General features: G+C 73.4%; 23 protein-coding genes. 12 read left to right on the forward strand and 11 right to left on the reverse strand.

The genetic code is table 11. The features are described 5' to 3' along the window. Positions 1–107: 107 nt before the first annotated feature. Positions 108–692 (forward strand): DNA-3-methyladenine glycosylase I, encoded by a 585-nt coding sequence (locus tag ACWERV_RS35020; RefSeq protein ID WP_398182769.1) that lies wholly within the window; start codon positions 108–110, stop codon positions 690–692. Between the two features lie 10 nt (positions 693–702). Here the strand turns inward: ACWERV_RS35020 and ACWERV_RS35025 are convergent, their stop codons facing one another. Beyond that, positions 703–1,485 carry an enoyl-CoA hydratase-related protein gene (locus ACWERV_RS35025; protein ID WP_452940790.1) on the reverse strand — a complete coding sequence of 261 codons (783 nt, stop codon included), beginning with the start codon at positions 1,483–1,485 and terminating at the stop codon, positions 703–705. Between the two features lie 191 nt (positions 1,486–1,676). Here ACWERV_RS35025 and ACWERV_RS35030 point away from each other — a divergent pair, with 191 nt between their 5' ends. Beyond that, positions 1,677–1,844, forward strand: coding sequence for a DUF3117 domain-containing protein (locus ACWERV_RS35030; protein WP_073493047.1), 168 nt, complete (start codon positions 1,677–1,679; stop codon positions 1,842–1,844). A gap of 126 nt (positions 1,845–1,970) precedes the next feature. Here ACWERV_RS35030 and ACWERV_RS35035 read toward each other — a convergent pair whose 3' ends face one another. Beyond that, positions 1,971–2,603: an O-methyltransferase gene (locus tag ACWERV_RS35035; RefSeq protein WP_452940811.1), complete on the reverse strand. Its 633-nt coding sequence runs from the start codon at positions 2,601–2,603 to the stop codon at positions 1,971–1,973. Positions 2,604–2,868: 265 nt separating this feature from the next. On the opposite strand from ACWERV_RS35035, the gene sigE reads away from it, so the two are divergent. The 4 genes from sigE (at position 2,869) to ACWERV_RS35055 (ending at position 6,041) form a co-directional block, all read left to right on the forward strand. Then, positions 2,869–3,651 carry an RNA polymerase sigma factor SigE gene (gene sigE / locus ACWERV_RS35040; RefSeq protein WP_398182777.1) on the forward strand — a complete coding sequence of 261 codons (783 nt, stop codon included), beginning with the start codon at positions 2,869–2,871 and terminating at the stop codon, positions 3,649–3,651. Then, positions 3,648–4,607, forward strand: a complete 960-nt coding sequence (locus ACWERV_RS35045; RefSeq protein WP_452940793.1) for a zf-HC2 domain-containing protein — start codon at positions 3,648–3,650, stop codon at positions 4,605–4,607. Before sigE ends, ACWERV_RS35045 begins: the two co-directional genes overlap by 4 nt. Positions 4,608–4,744: 137 nt before the next feature. Continuing rightward, positions 4,745–5,233 (forward strand): sec-independent translocase, encoded by a 489-nt coding sequence (locus ACWERV_RS35050; protein ID WP_452940794.1) that lies wholly within the window; start codon positions 4,745–4,747, stop codon positions 5,231–5,233. A gap of 193 nt (positions 5,234–5,426) precedes the next feature. Continuing rightward, a complete protein-coding gene (locus ACWERV_RS35055) occupies positions 5,427–6,041 on the forward strand; it encodes a hypothetical protein (protein WP_398182786.1) in 615 nt (204 codons plus the stop codon). A 221-nt stretch (positions 6,042–6,262) separates the two neighbouring features. Here the strand turns inward: ACWERV_RS35055 and ACWERV_RS35060 are convergent, their stop codons facing one another. The 3 genes from ACWERV_RS35060 to ACWERV_RS35070 are packed head-to-tail and all read right to left on the reverse strand — an operon-like array spanning position 6,263 to position 9,403. After that, positions 6,263–7,438 (reverse strand): Mrp/NBP35 family ATP-binding protein, encoded by a 1,176-nt coding sequence (locus tag ACWERV_RS35060; RefSeq protein WP_452940797.1) that lies wholly within the window; start codon positions 7,436–7,438, stop codon positions 6,263–6,265. Positions 7,439–7,470: 32 nt separating this feature from the next. Further along, on the reverse strand, positions 7,471–8,067 hold the full coding sequence (locus ACWERV_RS35065) for a DUF1003 domain-containing protein (protein WP_398182791.1): 597 nt from the start codon (positions 8,065–8,067) through the stop codon (positions 7,471–7,473). Beyond that, positions 8,057–9,403, reverse strand: coding sequence for a magnesium transporter MgtE N-terminal domain-containing protein (locus ACWERV_RS35070; protein ID WP_398182794.1), 1,347 nt, complete (start codon positions 9,401–9,403; stop codon positions 8,057–8,059). The genes ACWERV_RS35065 and ACWERV_RS35070 overlap by 11 nt, the downstream gene beginning before the upstream one ends. Before the next feature lie 202 nt (positions 9,404–9,605). Here ACWERV_RS35070 and ACWERV_RS35075 point away from each other — a divergent pair, with 202 nt between their 5' ends. Next, the gene (locus ACWERV_RS35075) at positions 9,606–10,403 is read left to right on the forward strand and encodes a hypothetical protein (protein WP_452940799.1); all 798 of its coding nucleotides are present in this window, start codon (positions 9,606–9,608) and stop codon (positions 10,401–10,403) included. A gap of 1 nt (position 10,404) precedes the next feature. Here the strand turns inward: ACWERV_RS35075 and ACWERV_RS35080 are convergent, their stop codons facing one another. Further along, complete coding sequence (locus ACWERV_RS35080) at positions 10,405–10,929, reverse strand: hypothetical protein (RefSeq protein ID WP_398182800.1); 525 nt, start codon at positions 10,927–10,929, stop codon at positions 10,405–10,407. A 243-nt stretch (positions 10,930–11,172) separates the two neighbouring features. On the opposite strand from ACWERV_RS35080, the gene ACWERV_RS35085 reads away from it, so the two are divergent. Next, positions 11,173–12,129, forward strand: coding sequence for a DMT family transporter (locus tag ACWERV_RS35085; RefSeq protein WP_452940801.1), 957 nt, complete (start codon positions 11,173–11,175; stop codon positions 12,127–12,129). Positions 12,130–12,136: 7 nt separating this feature from the next. On the opposite strand, the gene ACWERV_RS35090 is transcribed toward ACWERV_RS35085, so the two are convergent. Continuing rightward, positions 12,137–13,273, reverse strand: coding sequence for a magnesium and cobalt transport protein CorA (locus tag ACWERV_RS35090; protein ID WP_398182806.1), 1,137 nt, complete (start codon positions 13,271–13,273; stop codon positions 12,137–12,139). 389 nt (positions 13,274–13,662) lie between these two features. On the opposite strand from ACWERV_RS35090, the gene ACWERV_RS35095 reads away from it, so the two are divergent. Beyond that, entirely contained in the window at positions 13,663–14,250 is a 588-nt protein-coding gene (locus ACWERV_RS35095) for a suppressor of fused domain protein (protein ID WP_452940803.1), read from the forward strand. A gap of 20 nt (positions 14,251–14,270) precedes the next feature. Here ACWERV_RS35095 and ACWERV_RS35100 read toward each other — a convergent pair whose 3' ends face one another. Further along, on the reverse strand, positions 14,271–15,473 hold the full coding sequence (locus tag ACWERV_RS35100; RefSeq protein WP_452940813.1) for an MFS transporter: 1,203 nt from the start codon (positions 15,471–15,473) through the stop codon (positions 14,271–14,273). Positions 15,474–15,748: 275 nt separating this feature from the next. Here ACWERV_RS35100 and ACWERV_RS35105 point away from each other — a divergent pair, with 275 nt between their 5' ends. From ACWERV_RS35105 to ACWERV_RS35115, 3 genes are all read left to right on the forward strand, one after another. Further along, on the forward strand, positions 15,749–16,387 hold the full coding sequence (locus ACWERV_RS35105; protein ID WP_398182816.1) for a DUF6758 family protein: 639 nt from the start codon (positions 15,749–15,751) through the stop codon (positions 16,385–16,387). A gap of 88 nt (positions 16,388–16,475) precedes the next feature. Beyond that, complete coding sequence (locus ACWERV_RS35110) at positions 16,476–17,327, forward strand: PHP domain-containing protein (protein ID WP_452940805.1); 852 nt, start codon at positions 16,476–16,478, stop codon at positions 17,325–17,327. Positions 17,328–17,537: 210 nt separating this feature from the next. Further along, positions 17,538–18,149, forward strand: a complete 612-nt coding sequence (locus ACWERV_RS35115; protein WP_398182822.1) for a MarC family protein — start codon at positions 17,538–17,540, stop codon at positions 18,147–18,149. Positions 18,150–18,227: 78 nt separating this feature from the next. Here ACWERV_RS35115 and ACWERV_RS35120 read toward each other — a convergent pair whose 3' ends face one another. The 3 genes from ACWERV_RS35120 to ACWERV_RS35130 all read right to left on the reverse strand — a co-directional run. Next, the gene (locus ACWERV_RS35120; protein ID WP_398183456.1) at positions 18,228–18,365 is read right to left on the reverse strand and encodes a hypothetical protein; all 138 of its coding nucleotides are present in this window, start codon (positions 18,363–18,365) and stop codon (positions 18,228–18,230) included. A 109-nt stretch (positions 18,366–18,474) separates the two neighbouring features. Continuing rightward, a complete protein-coding gene (locus ACWERV_RS35125) occupies positions 18,475–19,401 on the reverse strand; it encodes an alpha/beta fold hydrolase (RefSeq protein ID WP_452940807.1) in 927 nt (308 codons plus the stop codon). Between the two features lie 115 nt (positions 19,402–19,516). Then, the coding region (locus tag ACWERV_RS35130) for a helicase-related protein (RefSeq protein WP_452940809.1) at positions 19,517–20,903 on the reverse strand (1,387 nt) is incomplete at its 5' end.

Genomic DNA, 20,903 nt, shown 5'->3' on the forward strand with positions numbered 1-20,903 from the left:
GGACCGGCTGCGCGCGACCGTCACCGGCGGCGAGGCGCCCGTGACGTCCCTCACCAAGGACGACCCGCGCCCCGGCGAGCCGGGCCACGGCCACGGCGGCGGCGCCGGTGAGTGAGCCCGGCGGTGTCGTGACCGGCGAGGACGGGATCGCGCGCTGCCCGTGGGGCCTGTCCACGCCGGACTATGTCGACTACCACGACCACGAGTGGGGCGTCCCCGTGCACGGGGACGACGCCCTCTTCGAGCGGGTGTGCCTGGAGGCCTTCCAGTCCGGGCTGTCCTGGATCACGATCCTGCGCCGCCGGGAGGGCTTCCGGGCGGCCTTCAAGGGCTTCGCGATCGACACGGTCGCGGAGTTCGGCCCGGCCGACCGGGAGCGGCTGCTCGCCGATCCCGGCATCATCCGCAACCGCGCGAAGATCGACGCGGCCGTCGCGAACGCCGCCGCCGCCCGCGCCCTGCGCGACGACGGCGGCCTGGACGCGCTGATCTGGTCCTTCGCCCCCGACCCGGCCTCCCGCCCGGCCCCCCGCACGACCGCCGACGTCCCCGCGGTCACCCCGGAGTCCACCGCCCTGGCCAAGGCCCTGAAGACCCGCGGTTTCCGCTTCGTCGGCCCGACCACCGCCTACGCCCTGATGCAGGCCTGCGGCCTGGTCAACGACCACCTGGCGGGCTGCGGCTCCCGCTGAGGGCGGACCGTCAGAGCCCCGCGAACCCCGGCGCCCGCTTCGCCACGAACGCCGACACCGCCTCGCGGTGGTCCGACGTCGCCCCGGCCTCGTTCTGGAGTCCGGCCTCCAGCGCGAGCGACTCCTCCAGGGTGTGGCCCGCGGCGAAGGCGAGCGCGCGCTTCATCGCGGCGTACGCGCGGGTCGGCCCGGCGGCCAGCGTGCGGGCGACGGCGAGGGCTTCCGCGGGGAGGTCCGCGGCGGGCACGACGCTGTTGGCGAGGCCGATCGCCGCGGCCTCGACGGCGGGCACGGGCCGCGGGAAGAGCAGCAGGTCGGCGGCCCGTGCCTGGCCGACCAGGCGCGGCAGGGTCCAGGACATCCCGGAGTCCGTGGAGAGGGCGACGCCCGCGAAAGCCGTGGTGAAGGACGCGGTGTCGGCGACGACGCGGTAGTCCGCGGCGAAGGCGAAGCCCGCGCCCGCCCCGGCCGCGACCCCGTTGACCCCGGCGACGACGGGCTTGGGCATCGTCGCGATGGCGAGCGTGATGGGGTTGTAGTGGTCGGCGACGGTGGTCATCCCGCCGCCCGCCTCCAGCGTCGCGACATGCTCCTTCAGATCCTGCCCGACACAGAAGGCCTTGCCGTTCGCGGTGAGCAGCACCGCGCGTACCGCCTGGTCGGCGGCGGCCTCCTGGAGGGCGTCGCGCAGGGCGACCTTCGTGGCGGTGTCGAGCGCGTTCATCGCCTCCGGGCGGTTCAGCGTGACGGTCGCGAGCCCGTCGGACACCTCGTACAGCACGTGGTCGGCCATGGCTTCAGCCCCTTCGTCGCGGCAACGGTCCAGGCCAGAATGCCGGACCGGGTGACCGAAATGCGGGCGTACGCGGGTGTCGATTGTGGAACGGAGTGCCACCGCTGTTGGTCATCGGGCTGGTGGATGCGGGATAATGGCCGAGAACCAATGTGTTCGAGTCCGAGCTGGTTTCAGGAAGGGGAACGAGCATGGCGGCCATGAAGCCGCGGACGGGTGACGGCCCGCTCGAGGTGACCAAGGAGGGGCGGAGCATCATCATGCGCGTTCCGCTCGAGGGCGGCGGGCGGCTTGTTGTCGAGCTGACCCCGGACGAGGCGGATGCCCTCGGCGATGCGCTGAAGAAGGCCATCGTCTGAGACCAGCGGTCCCCAGCCTTCGCGGCCGCGTACCGGGCGTTGCCCCGCGTACGCGGCCGCTGGTCTTTCACCGGGCCCGTTCTTTCACCGGGCCGGTCTTTCACCGGTGCCGCCGGGGGCGGACGGCTACTGCGCCACCGCGCACAGCAGCCCGTCGTCGGTCGGCAGCAGGACCGGTGAGAGCCGGGTGTGGTCCCGTACCGCGCGCATCAGCTCGCGCAGCCGCATCGACTCCATGTCGTGGTGCGCGGCGTCCAGCGCGCGCCCCTGCCCGAAGGCGCCCTCGAAGCACAGGACGCCGCCGGGGCGCAGCAGCCGCAGCGACTCGTCCAGGTACTCCAGGTACTCCAGCCGGTCGGCGTCGCAGAAGACGAGGTCGTAGGCGCCGTCGGTGAGGCGCGGCAGGACGTCGAGGGCGGCGCCGGGGATGACGCGCGAGCGGTTCGCGGCGAAGCCGGCCTCGCGGTACGCCTCGCGGGCCAGCTGCTGGCGGTCCGGTTCGGTGTCGACGGTGGTCAGCACGCCGTCGCCGCGCATGCCGCGCAGCAGGTGGACGCCGGAGACACCGGCGCCGGTGCCGATCTCGACGACGTACTTCGCGTTGCAGGCCGCGGCCAGCAGCCGCAGGGCCGCGCCGGTGCCGGGGGAGACCGGCCGCAGCCCGGACGCGTGCGAGCGGGCCCTGGCGCGTATGAGGGCGTCGTCCTCGGCGACGAACGCGTCGGCGAACGCCCAGCTCGCCTGCCGGTTGCCGGTAATGGCCCTCTCCTCGTAGCCGACTGTTCCCGCCTGCCGTGCCCTGCGCTGACTGTGCTCACCGTGCCGGCCGGGGGTGGCCGTGCGTGGCCTCGCGGGGCCGTACGGGGACCGTCCGGGCGACTGTATCCGTTGACGCGGGGAACCCGCTGATGGGACCGCGCGTTAGCTAGGGAGAAGGCACAAGGGCGGGAGTCCGCGACAGCGGAGCGGGTTCCCGGCCCGGAGGCAGCAGTGCATTTATCCGGAGCTAACGGGCGAGGTGGCTATGGTAGAGGCTCTACTGGACACCACCAGAGCCGACAGGGGAGGTGCGGCTGCGGCCGGTGACCGGAAGGTGCTGTTGCGCTTTCGCAGGTCCGCCGGACAGCCGAAATCCGTGACCAACACTGCAGACGACCGTTCACGCGACAACGACTCCCCGACCGCGACCTTCGCCGCCGACGGAGACCCTCAGGCGTGGACGCCTCCTTCGTGGGAGGAGATCGTCAGCACGCACAGTGCCCGGGTCTACCGGCTGGCCTACCGCCTGACCGGCAACCAGCACGACGCGGAGGACCTCACCCAGGAGGTCTTCGTGCGGGTCTTCCGTTCCCTGTCCACCTACACGCCCGGCACGTTCGAGGGCTGGCTGCACCGCATCACCACCAACCTGTTCCTGGACATGGTGCGGCGCCGCCAGCGCATCCGGTTCGACGCCCTCGGTGACGACGCGGCGGAGCGGCTGCCCAGCCGCGAGCCGTCCCCCGCGCAGCACTTCAACGACACCCACTTCGACGCCGACGTCCAGCAGGCGCTGGACACCCTCGCGCCGGAGTTCCGGGCCGCCGTGGTGCTGTGCGACATCGAGGGGCTGTCGTACGAGGAGATCGCGGCGACGCTCGGCGTGAAGCTCGGTACGGTGCGGAGCCGGATCCACCGGGGACGCTCCCACCTGCGCAAGGCTCTGGAACACCGGGCGCCCGGCGCCCGGCCCGCCGGCTCACCGGCCGACGTTCCCGCGCTCGCTGCCGTCGCACCGCAACCTGGCCAGGAGGGCGGCAGAGCGTGAGCAGCAGCGGTTCCGGCGACCCGCGCGACAAGCGCGCCGCCGCCGCGGAGCAGCACCTGGGCGACCGGCTCGCCGCGTTCGTCGACGGCGAGCTGGCGGACGACGCGCGGGACCGCGTCCAGGCCCATCTGGCGACCTGCCCCCAGTGCAAGGCCGCCGCCACCGAGCAGCGCCACCTCAAGAGCGTCGTGGCGGCCTCGGCGCTGCCCGCGATCCCCTCCGGCCTGCTCGCCAGGCTCCAGGGTCTCGCGGCGTGCGGCCCCGACGGCCCGGAAGGCCCCGGCGGCGACCCCAAGGGCGGTCCTCCCGGCCTCGCGGACCTGCGCGCGCTCCCCGGGCCCGGCGACGGGCCCGGACCCTTCGACAGCAGCCTGCTCGGCTCCGACGTCTTCGGCACCGGCACCCGCCGCCCCTCGTACCTCGGCCCCGGCCGCGACCTGGTCGCACCCGGCGAGGGCCGGGGCGCGCGCGGCTTCCGCATCCACGAGACGGCCCGCGGCCTGACCGGCGGCGCCGACCGCACCCCGCTCGACGTCCCCGTGCGCCCCCAGGCGGCACCCCGCGGCGGTGCGGCGGCGGTGGCCGCGGCCCAGGCGTCCTTCAGCCGGCGGTTCGCCTTCGCGGCGGCCGGCGCCTTCTCGATGGCGGCCATCGCGCTCGGCGGCGCCCTCCCGATGGAGGCCGGCGTCGACAACGGGGCCCACCCCGACGACGGGCCCGCCGTCACCCCCTTCAGCGCCAACTCGGTGACCGACACCCACGGCACCACCCCCCGCGACCTGCTGGACGTACGCGAGCGGCGGACGATGCGGCAGGCCAGGGTCGCGCCGTCCCCGTCGGCGGTCGCGACGCCCGGCAGCGTGCCCTCGGTCACCTCGGTGGCGCTGCGGTCGGCCGCCGCAGCGATAGCGGTCACCCCCACGACCACCGCCGGCGGACCCGCCGCGGTGCGCTGAGCAGCATGCTTTACGTGATGGTCAGCTCATTTCAACGTAGGGTTGGCGGCAGCCACTCCCGCGTCGCCCACGTGGGCAGGTAACGTAAGTGCGCCGGACACAGCCCCCCGGCTGCGGACGTCCCAAGGAGCTGCACGGTGTTCTTCGACATAGGCCCGCTTGAGCTGGTCGCGATCGTCGTCATCGCCGTGCTCGTCTTCGGCCCCGACAAGCTGCCGAAGGTCATCCAGGACGCGATGGCGTTCATCCGCAAGGTGCGGGAGTTCTCCGACAGCGCCAAGGAGGACATCCGCCGCGAGCTGGGTCCGGAGTTCAAGGACTTCGAGTTCGAGGACCTCAACCCGAAGACGTTCATCCGCAAGAACCTGATGAGCGACGACGACGAGTACGGCCTCAAGGAGCTCCAGGACCTCGGCAAGAGCCTGGATCTGCGCAAGGAGATGGCCGAGGTCACGGACGCGGTCAACGGCACGGACACCGCTGCCGCGCGCTCGTCCTCCGCGGGTTCCTCCGGTACGGGCTCCAAGGGTTCCTCCGGCACGGGCGGGGGCACCCCCGACCGGCTGCGCAAGCGCGACAAGCTGGCCGAGGACGAGACGCCGCCGTACGACTCCGACGCGACCTGAGGGCCCCTCACCCACCCGCGGCCCGGGTCGCGCGGCACCGTCCGGGCGTCAACCTGAACGCGCGATTTCACCCTATCGAGTGGTCATTGTCCGTGTGTTCGCCGTCACCCCACGCGGTTTCGGCCCCCGAACCCACCCAGGGTCGGGCAAGATGGCGTCGCCCAGAAGGGCACTTCGAGGAGGCGCGACCCACATGGAGACCAGGACCGGCACGGCGCGCAGCGCGGTCGACGGCTACTTGACCGCCGACTTCCCCTGGTACGGCCTGGACGAGGCGTTCACCGGGCGCCGCTGGCTGCACACGGTCGGGACGAGCGGCGACAGCACGGTCGAGTACGGCTCGACGGGGCACGGCGACGAGCCCACGCTCAAGGCCGACCCCGCGGACGAGAGCCGGCGTTTCGCCGTGGTCATGACGGTCGCCCAGCGGCCCCGCAGGCGCACACCGGACGGCACCGGGCTGCTGGAGGCCACGTCCGTCTCCTCGGCCGCCTGGCTGGCCGGCTCCGGCCTGCTGGCCTGCACCTGGCCCACGACGATGGAACGCGCCCTGCGGCAGGACTGGCTCGACCAGCAGACCGCCACGGCGTGGGAACTCGCCGACGACCTCGACGGCTCCGGCTGGGCCGCGCTCACCCTTCCGGTGGACGGCGAGCCCACGCCCTTCCACTACCGCGAATCGGAGTACGGCTGGGTCCTCGCGGGTTCCGCCGCGGGCGTCCACCTCGGCGCGTTCGGGCGGGGCATGAGCGCGTACGGGTTGGCCTTGGCGGCCATCCCCGACATCCGCGCGTACGACGCCGCGTAGCGCTTCCAGCGGGGGCCCAGGCCGCCCCGGGGTGCCCCTTGCGGTGGGCGTCGCGACCAGCCCGCCGTCGTGGCCGGTCGCGCAGTTCTCCCACGCGCCCCTGGGGGCACCTCTCGGGCGGAGCCCGGGGGAGAACTGCGCGGCCGGCCCACCGCCGGCGGACGGTCCCGGGGCGACCGGAACAGGCAGCCCGGAGGGCTGGACGCGAGGCCCGCGGAGGGTCAGAACTTGTTGCGCGGGGTGATCCCCAGGGAGAGCCCGGACAAACCGCGCTGGCGCGCGCTCAGCTTCGAGGCGATGCCGCGCAGAGCGGCACCCGCGGGGGAGTCGGGGTGGGCGACAGCCACCGGGCGGCCGTCGTCACCGCCTTCGCGCAGGCGGACGTCGATGGGGATGCGCCCGAGCACCGGCACGGCCGCGCCCGTCGTACGGGTGAGGCCCTCGGCGACCCGGTCGCCGCCGCCCGTGCCGAAGACCTCGACGATCTCGTCGCAGTGCGGGCACGGCATGCCCGCCATGTTCTCCACGACGCCCACGATCTTCTGGTGCGTCTGCACCGCGATCGCGCCCGCCCGCTCGGCGACCTCCGCGGCGGCCTGCTGCGGGGTCGTCACGACGATGATCTCCGCGTTGGGCATGAGCTGGGCGACGGAGATCGCGATGTCACCGGTGCCGGGCGGCAGGTCGAGCAGCAGCACGTCGAGGTCGCCCCAGTAGACGTCCGCGAGGAACTGCTGGAGCGCGCGGTGCAGCATGGGTCCGCGCCAGACGACCGGCTCGTTGCCGGGGGTGAACATGCCGATCGAGATGACCTTCACCCCGTTGGCCGACGGCGGCATGATCATGTTCTCGACCTGTGTGGGGCGCCCGTCCGCGCCGAGCATGCGCGGCACGCTGTGCCCGTAGATGTCCGCGTCCACGACGCCGACCTTGAGCCCGTCCGCGGCCATCGCCGCCGCGAGGTTGACCGTCACCGAGGACTTGCCGACGCCGCCCTTGCCGGAGGCCACCGCGTAGACCCGGGTCAGCGAGCCCGGCTTGGCGAAGGGGATCTCCCGCTCGGCCTGCCCGCCGCGCAGCGTCTCCGCGAGCCCGCGGCGCTGCTCGTCGCTCATCACGTCCAGCTCGACCCGCACCGAGGCGACACCGGGGACGGCGGCGACGGCCGCCGTCACGCGCTCGGTGATCGTGTCCCGCATCGGGCAGCCGGACACCGTGAGGTAAACGCCGACGGCGACGGCGCCGTCCGCGGTGATGTCCACGGATTTGACCATGCCGAGGTCGGTGATCGGCTTGTGGATCTCCGGGTCGTTCACCGTGGCCAGTGCGGAGCGCACGGCCTCGTCCGTCGGTGCGGCGGCCGGCGCGGTGCCCGAGCCGTACGTGGTGGTAGCCATACGTTGATGGTACGGCGGGCGCGGAGGGCGGATCAGCGGCCCCGTCCGTCTGCTTCGTCACCCCGCGCGGCGTGCGGACGGTCCCGTTCGCGGGGGTGCGGGCGGCGCTCCTCGATCTCCTTGAGCAGGTCCTGCAGCTCCGAGCGGATCCAGTCGCGGGTGGCGACCTCACCGAGGCCCGCCCGCAGCGCGGCGACCTCGCGCGTGAGGTATTCGGTGTCGGCGATGCTGCGCTCGTTCTGCTTGCGGTCCTGCTCCAGGTTGACCCGGTCCCGGTCGTCCTGCCTGTTCTGCGCCAGCAGGATCAGCGGGGCCGCGTAGGAGGCCTGGAGCGACAGCGCGAGCGTCAGGAAGATGAAGGGGTAGCGGTCGAAGCGCAGGTCGCTGGGCCCGAAGGCGTTCCACAGCACCCACATGATGATGACGACCGTCATCCAGACGATGAAGCGCCCCGTGCCGAGGAAGCGCGCGACGCGTTCGGAGAGGTTGCCGAAGGCCTCCGGGTCGTACGCGGGCAGCCAGCGGCGCCGGACGTCGCGCGGCTGGTCCAGCCGCACCCGGACGCGCGGCGGCGCGGTGGCCCCCGCGGGGTTCCGGGCCCCGGCGCGGTCGCGGTCGTCAGCGGCCATCGTCCGCCTCCGCCGTGGTGTCGGCGGCGGGCCCGGTGCCGTGCAGCTCGGTCTCCCGCCAGTCCTCGGGCAGCAGGTGGTCCAGGACGTCGTCGACGGTCACCGCGCCCAGCAGGGCGCCGCTCTCGTCGACCACCGGCGCGGAGATCATGTTGTACGTCGCCAGGAAGCTGGTCACCGACGGCAGCGCGGTGTCCGGGGCGAGCGGCCGCAGGTCGGTGTCGACGATCGCGCCGAGCAGCGTGAACGGCGGGTCGCGCAGCAGCCGCTGGAAGTGCACCAGGCCCAGGTACTTGCCGGTGGGCGTCTGGTCGGGCGGCCGGCACACGTAGATCTGCGCGGCGAGCGCGGGCGACAGGTCGGGGTTGCGGATCCGGGCGAGCGCGTCGGCGACCGTCGCGTCCGGGCGCAGCACGATCGGCTCGGTCGTCATGAGCCCGCCCGCGGTGCGCTCCTCGTACGACAGCAGCCGCCGCACGCCCGCCGCGTCCTGCGGGCGCATCAGGGCCAGCAGCCGTTCCTGGTCGTGGTCGGGCAGCTCGGCCAGCAGGTCGGCGGCGTCGTCGGGGTCCATCGCCTCCAGGACGTCCGCGGCGCGCTCCTCCTGGAGCTTGCCGAGGATCTCCACCTGGTCGTCGTCCGGCAGCTCCTCCAGGACGTCGGCGAGCCGGTCGTCGTCGAGCGCCGCGGCGACCTCCCCGCGGCGCTTGGGGGACAGGTGGTGCAGGACGTTGGCGAGGTCGGCGGGGCGCAGCTGCTCGAAGGTCGCGACCAGGTTCTCCGCGCCCTGCTCGCCCTCGGGGAGCCGGAAGCCGCTGACCGACGACCAGTCGACGGTGAGCGCCTCGCCCTTGCGGCGCAGGGCGCCGGACTTGCCGCGGCGGATGAAGACCTTGTCGATCTCCCAGTCCCTGCGGGCCGGCAGCTGCGCCATGGACACATCGAGGACGGTGACCTCCTCGCCCGCGTCCTCGCCCGTCGCCGTACCCTCCGTGGCGCCCTCCGCGGCCCCGCCGTCGGGCATCCAGCGCACCCGGCGGTCCAGCAGTTCGCCGAGCACCAGCGTCTCGGTCGGCCGCTGCTCGAAACGCCGCACGTTCAGCACCCCCGTGGTGATGACCTGGCCCGCCTCCACACCCGTCACCCGGGTCATCGGCAGGAAGATCCGGCGCCGCCCGACGACCTCGACGACCAGGCCCAGCACGCGCGGCGGGCGCCCGCCCACCCGCAGCATCACCACGACGTCCCGGACCCGCCCGACCTCGTCGCCGTTGGGGTCGAAGGCCGCGACGCCCGCCAGATGGGACACGAAGACCCGCGGGGTGCCTGCGACCATCGGGCCTCCTCACCGGATCCGCGCCGCCACTCCCCGCAAGGCTAACCCGTGCCGATCTTGCGCGCCGTACGAAAGCCCCCGCAACGCCCCCTGTGCAGCGTCCCCGGGACCTTTCGCCGGGGAGGACGGGTGCTCCGGCGGGGTACGGTGCGGTAGCTTCAGCCACGCCCGCCGCCGCCGTCACCGAGGGGTTCGAGCCCACGTGTTTCCCGCTCGCAGGACCGCCCGTAGGACTGCCCGCCAGGCCGCCGCCGTCCTCGCGGGCCTGACCGCGGCGCCGCTGCTCGGCGGCTGCCTGGGCCTGGGCGGGGACCCGGACGCCGGCACCAACGGCGTCGGCAAGCTGCCCGCGAAGACCATCGAGCAGCAGGCGAGCGCCGCCGCGGCGGGCGCCGACGCCGTACGGCTGACCGGCACGGTCGTCAGCGGCGGCCAGACCTACCGCCTCGACATGCGGCTGCGCGCCGACGGCGGGGTCGGCGAGGTCACCACCAAGGGCGACACCTTCCAGCTGCTGCGGGTCGGCGACGACCTCTACCTCAAGGCCGGGGCCGACTTCTACGGCGACGGCGGCGACGACAAGGACAGCCGGGCCGCGGCGGCCAAACTCAACGGCAAGTACGTCAAGGTGCCGCCCGGCGACCCGGCCTACCAGCAGTTCAGCGGCTTCACCGACAAGAAGGTGCTGCTCTCCGACCTCTTCGTGGTGGACGGCACGCTCGGCGTCGGCGACCACCGCAAGGTCGGCGACACCAAGACCATCGAGCTGACCGGCTCCAAGGGCGGCAGCCTCGACGTCTCCCTCAAGGGCACCCCCTACCCGCTGCGCTACCAGCGCGCGGGCGGCGCGGGCACGCTCACCCTGTCCGACTGGGGCGAGGACTTCACCCTCGCGGCGCCCGGCACGTCGCAGGTCGTCGACTACGGGAAGACGGTCGGCACGACGGCCACGCCCAAGCCCTCCGCGTCGGCCTCGGCCTCCGCCTCCGCGAAGAAGTAGCTCAGCCGCGCGGCCGCCGCCGGGCCAGCAGCCGCGGCAGCCCCGCCGGGATCGGCTCGCGGGTCGTCGCGGGCGTCGGCCGCGGGGGAGCCGCACCCGAACCGTCCGGCACGGCGCCCGGACCCTCCACGGGAGAGCCCTGCGGGGTGAGCCGGAAGAGGGTGCACTCGCGGGCCCACCGCTCGTCCACAAAATCCGCGTCCGCCGCGTTCAACCGCTTGCCGCGCAACTCCCCGACCGCCGCGTGCCACGCCTCGGACCCCGCCGGTACGACCGCGGCCCGCGCCTGCCACCGGACCAGCCGCCCGCCCTTGTCCTTGCTCCGCACGGTGACCCCCACGACCGCCCCGTCCGCCAGCCCCGGCGGCACCGGCTGCTCGGTGGGCCCCCCGCACAGCACGTACGCCCCGCCGTCCCCCCACACGTGCCACACGGCCTGCCCCTCCACCCACACCAGCCCCGACTTCTTGACCCCCTCCTCGACAAGAGCGGCGGCCATTTCTTCGGCGGAGGGCGTCGACGTCATACGGCCAGGGTAGAGGGCGGGCGGCGGGCGTTTTCAGGGGCGCCGACAGTACCTCCCGGGCGAGGCTCCGGGGGAGAACCGCGCGACCGGCCACGGCGATACGCGTTCTCCGCCAGCGCCCGAGAGCGGCACCCCCTCCCGCATCCCCACCGGCGCAGCCGAAAGACAGGTGCTCGGCCCACGAACGGGCCTTACCCTGGTGGCGGCCCCCCCTCGAACGACGCAGCCCCCGCCAGGAGCCCCGTGACCGCCCCGCAGACCACCCCCACCGCGCCCGCGGGCAAGGGCACAGCCACCACCGCGGCCCCCGGCGGGGATCTCGCACCCGCCGGCCGGGGGGCGGACCTCGCCCTCCTCGGCGTCGCCATCGCCGGCGTCTCCATGTCGGCCCCGCTCATCGCCGCGACAGCGGCCCCCGCCCTGGCCATCGCCTTCTGGCGGAACGCGATGGCGGTCGGGGTCCTCACCCCCGTCGCCCTGTGGCGGCACCGCGGCGAGCTGCGCCGCATGGGGCGCCGCGCGCTCACCCTCTCCGGCGCCGCCGGTCTCGTACTGGCGCTGCACTTCGGGCTGTGGCTGCCGAGCCTGACGATGACGTCGGTGGCGACCTCCACCGCGCTGGTCACCACGACCCCGATCTGGACGACGCTGATCCTGCGGCTGCGCGGCCACCGCCCGCCCGCGCTGGTGTGGGCGGGCACCGCGCTCGCGGTCGTGGGGGTGCTGATCCTCACCGGAATCGACATGTCGACCGACACCCGCGCCCTCGCGGGGGACGCGCTCGCGCTCGCCGCGGGCCTGGCGGCGGCCGTCTACATGCTGCTCGGCTCGGAGGTGCGGCGGACGGCGACGACGACCGCGTACACGTACGTCTGCTACTCGACGACCGCGTTCGCGCTGCTCGTGGCCTGCCTGGTGTCGGGGTCGGCGCTCGGCGGGTACGACGGGCGGAGCTGGCTGAAGATCGCCGCGCTGACCGTCGTGGCGCAGCTGCTGGGGCACTCGCTGCTCAACCGGGTCGTCCGGGGTCTCGGGCCGTCGACGACCTCGACGGCGATCCTGCTGGAGACCCCGGGCGCGGCGCTGATCGCCGCGCTGTGGCTGGGCCAGACCCCGCCCGCCGCCGCGTATCCGGCGCTGGTGGTCATCCTCGCGGGCCTGGCCCTCGTGGTGCTCGCGGACGTCCGCCGCGAGCCGTAGGGCCTGGTTACAGCCAGCCGTTGCGGCGGAAGCCGCGGTGGATGGTGTAGCAGATGGCCAGGATGACGCCCAGCACCATCGGGTAGCCGAACCGCCAGCGCAGCTCGGGCATGTGGTCGAAGTTCATGCCGTAGACGCCGGTGATCATCGTGGGGACGGCCAGGATGGCGGCCCACGCGGTGATCTTGCGCATGTCCTCGTTCTGCACGACGGTGGCCTGCGCGAGGTTGGCCTGGAGGATCGAGTTGAGCAGGTCGTCGAAGCCGGTGACCTGCTCGTGGACGCGCGCGACGTGGTCGGCGACGTCCCGGAAGTACTTCTGGATCTCGGGGTCGACCAGCCGCATCGGCCGCTCGCCCAGCAGCTGCATCGGCCGCAGCAGCGGGGAGACCGCGCGCTTGAACTCCAGCACCTCGCGCTTGAGCTGGTAGATGCGGCCCGCGTCGCCGCCGCGCGAGGACTTGCCGGGCTCGGCGGAGAAGACGTCGATCTCGACCTCGTCGATGTCGTCCTGCACCGCGTCGGACACGGCCAGGTAGTCGTCGACGACCTGGTCGGCGATGGCGTGCAGCACCGCCGAGGGGCCCTTGGCGAGCAGCTCGGGGTCGTCCTCCAGCCGGTGCCGGAGCGCCCGCAGCGAGCCGTGGCCGCCGTGCCGCACGGTGATGACGAAATACCGGCCGGTGAAGACCATGACCTCACCGGACTCCACGACCTCGCTGGTCGCGGTGAGTTCGGCGTGCTCGACGTAGCGGATCGTCTTGAAGACGGTGAACAGCGAGTTGTCGTAGCGCTCCAGCTTGGGCCGCTGGTGGGCGTGCACCGCGTCCTCGACGGCCAGCGGGTGCAGGCCGAACTCCTCGGCGATGCCCGCGAACTCCTGCTCGGTCGGCTCGTGCAGACCGATCCACACGAAGCCGTCGCTGCCGTCGCACTGGTCGGACGAGCGGCCGGCCCGTACCGAGGCGAGCGCCTCGCGCAGCCCGACGACGTCCGGGCAGCGCACCCCGTCGCGGTAGACCGCGCAGTCCACGACGGCGCTGGTGGCCGTCGCGGTGTCACGTGTCGGGCCGTAGTCGTGGTTCGCCGGGGACTTGCGCAGGGCAGGACGTACGACTGCGCGAAGGTCACGGATCATCGACATGGCAAGCTCCTTCACGGACTGGCCGACGGCATCACGCCGCACTGAACTGAAAAGCTGCTGATGTGGATCAGAACTGGGTGATCACAGGCAGTTCAGGGCGCGCTCTCCCGAAGCGGAACGCTCCGCGGGCGGACAGGCCGTGACGATCCGCGTTTCACGGCGCACGGGCCGGGTAAGGAACGCGGGAGGCTCAGCGGGTCACACTGCGTGCGGGGCGGCGGCAAGGGAAGAGCGGCCGGTACTGCACGGTCGACTAGGATCCATGTCAGTCCCCACCTCCTCCGGCCAGTCCCCGCTGAGGGATGACTTCGCGAACGCCACACTTTAGCAAGCTGAGGGTACGCCCACCGCGCCGCATGTGCGATCCGAACGCGTTCTATGCTCCCCGCATGGGTGACATTCTGGACACGGTCGAGGAACGCCTCCGCTCCGTCTTCGGCGAACCCGACGCCCGCGCGTCGGTGACGTTCCTCGGAGCCGAACGCATCGAGGTGCTGCGTTTCACACAGGGGGAGCTGCGCCGCTACGCCACGCTCGGCATGTCGGCCCAGCCCATGGCCGATCCGCTCGCCTCCGTCACCGACCCCTTGCGCGGGCCGCGCGCCGAGGTCCATCTGACCGTACGCGCCGGGCGTGCGGACACCTCGCCGGTCCTGCGCGCGCTCGCCACGGCGGCGGCGTCCCCGCAGGTCGAGGGCCTCGTCCTGGCGGACGGCAACACGCTGGACTTCGGCGGACCCCTGTGGCCCGGCGCCCCCTTCATGGCCTTCCTCGCCACCGCCCCCGGCGAAGCCGTCCCCGACCTCCCGCTCCCCGCCCCCCGCGACCCGGTCCGCTTCTTCCCCCTCGTCCCCCTCACCCCGGCGGAGGCGGCTTTCAAGCGCGCGAAGGGCCCGCAGGCCCTGCGAGACCTGTGGGCCGAGCACGCCACGGACCTGACGGACCCGGTCCGCCGGGCGGTGCCGCTTTCCGCGTAGCGCGGCGCGGCCGTGAGCCCCTACCGGGTCGGGGTCAGGGCCGGTGCGGGCACCGGGACGGGGTGCGGCTCGACCGCGAGGTGGCGGCGGCGCACCCCGACGACGGCCGCGCCGCCCAGGGCGGCGACCGCGGCCACCACGAACGGCATGTGCACGTCCGACCACTCCTCGATCTTCGGCGCGAGGTACGGCGCCGCCGCCGCGGCGAACCACCGGACGAAGTTGTAGCCCGCGCTGGCCACCGGGCGCGGCGCGTCCGAGACCCCGAGCGCCAGCTCGGTGTACACCGTGTTGTTGACGCCGATGAACGCACCCGACAGCACCGTGCAGACGATCGCCGTGGTGTGCGACCCGTACCCGAGGACGACGAGGTCCGCGGCGAGCAGGACGAGCGAGGCGCCCACCACCCGCAGCGAGCCGAAGCGGGCCTGGAGCCGCGGTGCGATCAGCACCGAGAAGACGGCAAGCAGCACGCCCCAGCCGAAGAAGACCGCGCCGGAGCGGTAGGGCGACATGTTGAGCACGAACGGCGTGAAGGCCAGCACCGTGAAGAAGGCGTAGTTGTAGAAGAAGGCCGACGCGGCGGCGGAGGCGAGTCCGGGGTGGCCGAGGGCCTTGACCGGGTCCAGCAGCGAGGTGCGCCGCGCGGGCTTGGGCTGCTCCTTCAGGAAGAGCGAGATCGCGACGAAGCCGATGGCCATGAGTGCGGCGGTGCCGAAGAAGGGGTAGCGCCACTTCATGTCGCCGAGCACCGCGCCGAGCAGCGGCCCGCAGGCCATGCCGAGGCCGAGCGCGGACTCGTACAGCAGGATCGCCGAGGCGGCGCCGCCGGTGGCCGCGCCGACGATGACGGCGAGCGAGGTCGAGACGAAGAGCGCGTTGCCCAGGCCCCAGCCCGCGCGGAAGCCGACGAGCTGGCCGACGCTGTCGGAGGTGCCGGCCAGCGCCGCGAAGACGACGACGAGCGCGAGGCCGCCGAGCAGCGTCTTGCGGCCGCCGATGCGGCTGGAGACGAAGCCGGTGACGAGCATCGCGACCGCGGTGATCAGGAAGTAGCTGGTGAAGAGCAGGGAAACCTGGCTGGGCGAGGCGTCCAGGCCCTTCGCGATGGACGGCAGGATCGGGTCGACGAGGCCGATGCCCATGAAGGCGACGACGGCGGCGCCGGCCGTGGCCCACACGGCGGTGGGCTGGCGCAGCAGGCTCACCTTCTCGTGCGCCATGTCCTCGGCGTTCTCGGTGTTCGCGGCGTTCTCGGTGTGCTGGGTGCCCTCGATGCCCTCGGTGTCGGTGCCTGGCTGCATGACCCGCGTTCCCCTCTGGCCCGGCGGACGGCCGGGACGGTCGGAGTAGTTGCTGTGTGCATTCAGTTTAGGTTGGCTATAGCAACTAATGCAACCTACACGTAATCTCCGGTGCGGGTCCGCGCCACGGACCCGCCCTCCGGACGGGTGATCGTCCTTGACGCGGGCACGCGGCTGGAGGACCGTGGGGATTTATGAGGGGCGAACCCAGTTGCCCGAAGTGCGGTGGCAGGGTCAGGGCGCCCGGCCTCTTCGCCGACTCCTGGCAGTGCGACGTGCACGGCACCGTGTATCCGCTGCAACCGGTCGTCCCGCCGAGCGTCGAAGGCCTCGGCGTGGTCGTCCACCGGTCGCAGGTACCGGTGTGGATGCCGTGGCCGCTGCCCGTCGGCTGGCTCTTCTCGGGTGTCGCCTCCGCCGGTGACGACCGCAGCGGCGGCCGCGCCACCGCCGTCGCCTGCTCCGGACCCGGACCCTTCGGCGGACCCGGCGAACTCATGCTCGTCGCCGAGGAACTGGGCGTCGGCCTCGGCGCCCGCTACGCCGGGATCGACGGCCCCGACCCCGGCCCCGGCATGTGCGTAGACAAGCCCCCGCATGCCAAGGTCCTCGCGGCCGGCCGCCCCACCGCCCTGTGGCACGTCGGCGGCGCCCCCGCCGACCGCGTCGTCTTCGCCGGCGAGGCCCGCGGGCTGTGGCTGTGGGCCATCGTCTGGCCCGAGGAGACCGGTCTGCTGATGTACGACGAGCTGGTCCTCACCGATCTGCGGGACGCCGGCGCCGAGGTCGATCTGCTGCCCTGCGGCGCGCTCACCCCCAGGCTGCTGGCCTGACCCGCACGACACCTGCGAATCGCAGGCCCGGACGGACGCTATCCTTGGCTTCGTCCGCTGTCCGCGCCGTCTTCCGGGAGCCCGTGCCGTGCGCATCGACCTGCACACCCACTCCACGGCCTCCGACGGCACCGACAGCCCCGCCGAGCTGATACGCAACGCCGCCGCGGCCGGGCTCGACGTCGTCGCCCTCACCGACCACGACACCGTCGCCGGGCACGCCGAGGCCGCCACCGCGCTCGCCGGCACCCGCCTGACCCTCGTCACCGGCGCGGAGCTGTCCTGCCGCGTCGGCGGCATCAGCATGCACATGCTGGCCTACCTCTTCGACCCCGCCGAGCCGCGGCTGCACGAGGCGCGCGAACTGGTCCGCGACGACCGTGTGCCGCGCGCCCGCGGCATGGTCGCCAAGCTCCAGGAACTCGGCGTGCCCGTCACCTGGGAGCAGGTCGCCCGGATCGCCGGGGACGGCTCCGTGGGCCGCCCGCACATCGCCACCGCCATGGTCGAGCTGGGCGTCGTCCCGACCGTCTCCGACGCCTTCACCTCCGAATGGCTCGCCAACGACGGGCGCGTCTACGTCGAGAAGGCCGAGTTCGACCCCTTCGAGGCGGTCCGCCTCGTCAAGGCCGCGGGCGGCGTGACCGTCTTCGCCCACCCCGGCGCGCACAAGCGCGGCGAGACCGTGCCGGACGAGGTGATCGCGGAACTGGCCGCCGCCGGGCTCGACGGACTGGAGGTCGACCACGTCGACCACGAGCCCGCCACGCGCGAGCGGTTGCGCGGGCTCGCGCGTGAGCTTCGTCTTCTGGCGACGGGCTCGTCCGACTACCACGGGTCCCGCAAGACCGTGCCCCTCGGGGCCTGCACGACTCCTCCGGAGGTGCTGGCCGACATCGCCGCCCGCGCGACGGGGGCGGAGCCCATCTCCGCGGTCTAGCCTCCCGCCGGGTGCCCTTGCCGCACGGGGTGCCTCGTTCTGCCGCCGCCGGACCTTCCCGCCGTGGGTGGTTGCTCGCGCAGTTCTCCCCCGGAGCTTCGCCCGGGAGGTACCCCCACGCGCCCCTGAAAACGCTCGCCCCGCGGGGCAGCCGCCCGCCCGCCCGCGTAGGGCCACACAACACCTTCAGCTCACGACGAAAGCTCAGCCATGTTCGACCTCACCCTCTTCGGGTCCGTGTTCTTCACGCTGTTCGTGATCATGGACCCGCCCGGCATCACGCCGATCTTCCTCGCCCTCACCTCGGGGCGGGCGACCAAGGTCCAGCGGCGGATGGCGGCGCAAGCCGCATGCGTCGCGTTCGGGGTGATCGTGGTGTTCGGGCTGTGCGGGCAGCAGATCCTGGACTACCTGCATGTGTCCGTGCCCGCGCTGCGGGTCGCCGGCGGGCTGCTGCTCCTGCTCATCGCGCTGGACCTGCTGACCGGCAAGGCGGACGAGCCGACGCAGACGCGGGACGTGAACGTCGCGCTCGTGCCGCTGGGGATGCCGCTGCTCGCGGGGCCGGGGGCGATCGTCACGGTGATCCTGGCCGTGCAGAAGGCGGACGGCTTCGCGGAGCAGACCTCCGTGTGGCTGGCGATCCTGGCGATGCATGTCGTGCTGTGGCTGACGATGCGTTACTCGCTGGCGATCATCCGGGTCATCAAGGAGGGCGGTGTGGTGCTGGTGACGCGGCTGTCCGGCATGCTGTTGTCGGCGATCGCCGTGCAGTCCGTCGCCAACGGCGTCCTCGGCTTCGTGCACGGCCAGGGCGGCTGATACCGCGCCCGGACATGCGAAGGCGCCCCGTACGAACCTGATGTACGGGGCGCCGTGCGTGTCGGCGATCGGTCGGCGTCAGTCCGCGAGGCCTTCGGCGGGGCGGATGTAGATGCGCTGGCCGAGGGCGGCAGCCTGCTGCACGATCTTGTTGACCGCGGAGGCGTCGACCACGGTGCTGTCCACGGCGTCGCCGTTCCGATCGTCAAGTCGCATGATCTCGAAGCGCATGGGGCTTCTCCCTTCGTCCCTCGTTACATGTGTGGTCAACGAACACCCCCTTCAAAACATTCCCTACCCTAAATAAAAATCTGTGCGGCGCCGACTACTTATCCGCCGCGGCGGATACGCCGGTCCAGAACGCCACGAGCGCGGCAGCCGTCTCGGCCGGCCGTTCGGCGTTGGGGGAGTGCTCCGCGCCCTTGACGACGACGCGCCGGGCGCCCAGCCGCTCCGCCATCGTGTCCAGCAGCGGGACCGGCCAGGCGTAGTCCACCTCTCCGGACAGTACGAGCTTCGGCAGCGGTATGGCGGCAAGTTCCGCCACTCGATCCCGTTCTGTCATCAACTGGCGTGCCGTGGCGATCAGCTGTTCGGGAACGGTGCCGACCCAGCGGCGGTGCAGGAAGTCGTCGAGCCATGCCGTGCCCGCGTCGGCGGGGGCCTCGACGACGTTGCCCGACGGGGTGTCGGAGCCCTCCGCGTCCAGCGAGCGCATCGCCCACCAGGCCGTCTCCATGTCCATGGTCGGCAGGTGGTCGATCAGCAGCTGCGTCCTGACCTGCTGGGCCGCGGTGATCGCGGCCGGGCCCGAACTCATCAGGGTGAGCGACGACCACGGGCCTGGGCCGTCCGCGAGCAGTGCCGCCCGGACGATGTGGCCGCCCAGGGAGTGGCCCAGGACATGCAGCGGGGCCCCGCCGGAGTCGGCGGCGAGCGCGGCGCCCTGCGCGGTGACGTCCGCGGCGAGCCGCCCTTGCGCGTACGCGGCCTCGTCGCGCGGGCCGCCCGACTCGTACTGGCCGCGGCCGTCCACCGCGACGACCCGGAAGCCCGCCGCCGACAGCGGGGCGAGCAGGTCGAGGAAGTCCTCCTTGCTGCCCGTGAAACCGGGGACGAGCAGCGCTGTGCCGCGAAGGCCGGGTGCCTCGGGAGCGGGCGGGGCGTCCAGGGCGGCGAAGGAACCGCGGGAGGTCTCCAGGCGGCGCGCCGAGGCGTGCGCCGGCAGATCCAGCGTGGTCGGTCGGCTCATGCAGCGAGATTACGCGGTGCATATGTCCGACAGGTTGCCGCTCGGGTCGCCGCGCGAAAGGAAACACCCCCGGCCGGATGGGGCCGGGGGTGCTCGGTGTGACCTCGCCGGGCCGTCAGGCGTCCTGCTCGACGGTGGCGGCGGCCTTGCGGGTGCGGCGGCGCGGAGCCTTCGGGGCCTCCTCGCCCTCCGGCGCCGCGGCGGGCGCGGGCACCTCGGAGGACGCGGCGGCCTTCCGGGTCCGGCGGCGCGGGGCCTTCGGCGCCTCGTCGGCGGCGGCCTCGGGGGCCTCCGCCGGGGCGGGCACCTCGGCCGCGGCCTTGCGCGTCCGGCGGCGGGGAGCCGCGGGGGCCTCCTCGGCGATGGGCGTGACGGGCGTGACCGGCTCGGCGACGACCTCGGCGACGGCTTCCGCGGCCGGTGCGGCGGCCTTGCGGGTCCGGCGGCGCGGGGCCTTCGGGGCCTCCTCGGCCTCGACGGCGGGCGCGGGAGCCGGAGCGGCCGGAGCCGCCTCGGCGACCGGTGCGACCGCCTCGGCCGTGCCGTCCGCGGGCGTCACCGGCGTCACGGCCGACCCGGCGGCACCGCTGCGCGTCCGGCGCCGGCGGCGCGGAGTACGCGGTCCGCCCGCGGCCGGATCGGCGGCCTCGGTGGCCGTCTCCGTACCCGCCACGGCGTTCTCGGCGCCTTCCGCGCCGGCGGACTGGCCGCCGCGCGTCCGGCGGCGCTGCCGCGGGGTGCGCGGTGCGCGGGGCTGGCGCTCCTCGGCGGCGGGCGCGCTGCCCGCGCGTCCGCCACGGCCCCGGCCGCCGGCGCTGCGGCCACCGCCGCGGCCGCCGGTCTCGCCGAGGTCCTCGACCTCTTCGGCGTCCAGACCCGCCCGGGTGCGCTCGGCCCGGGGCAGTATGCCCTTGGTGCCGGCCGGGATGCCCAGCAGCTCGTAGAGGTGCGGGGAGGTCGAGTAGGTCTCCTCCGGGTCGTTGAAGGAGAGGTCGAGCGCCTTGTTGATCAGCTGCCAGCGCGGGATGTCGTCCCAGTCGACGAGGGTGATCGCGGTACCCGACGCGCCCGCGCGGCCGGTGCGGCCGATGCGGTGCAGATAGGTTTTCTCATCCTCGGGCGTCTGGTAGTTGATGACGTGCGTGACGCCTTCGACGTCGATACCGCGGGCGGCCACGTCGGTGCACACCAGGACGTCGACCTTGCCGTTGCGGAAGGCGCGCAGCGCCTGCTCGCGGGCGCCCTGGCCGAGGTCGCCGTGCACGGCGCCGGAGGCGAAGCCGCGCCGCTCCAGCTGCTCCGCCACGTCGGCGGCGGTGCGCTTGGTGCGGCAGAAGATCATCGCCAGGCCCCGGCCGTCGGCCTGGAGGATCCGGGAGACCAGCTCGGGCTTGTCGAGGGAATGCGCGCGGAAGACGTGCTGCGTGGTGTTCGCCACCGTCGCGCCCTCGTCGTCCGGCGCGGTCGCGCGGATGTGGGTGGGCTGCGACATGTAGCGGCGG

This window comes from Streptomyces sp. NPDC004031 (genome assembly GCF_053604375.1).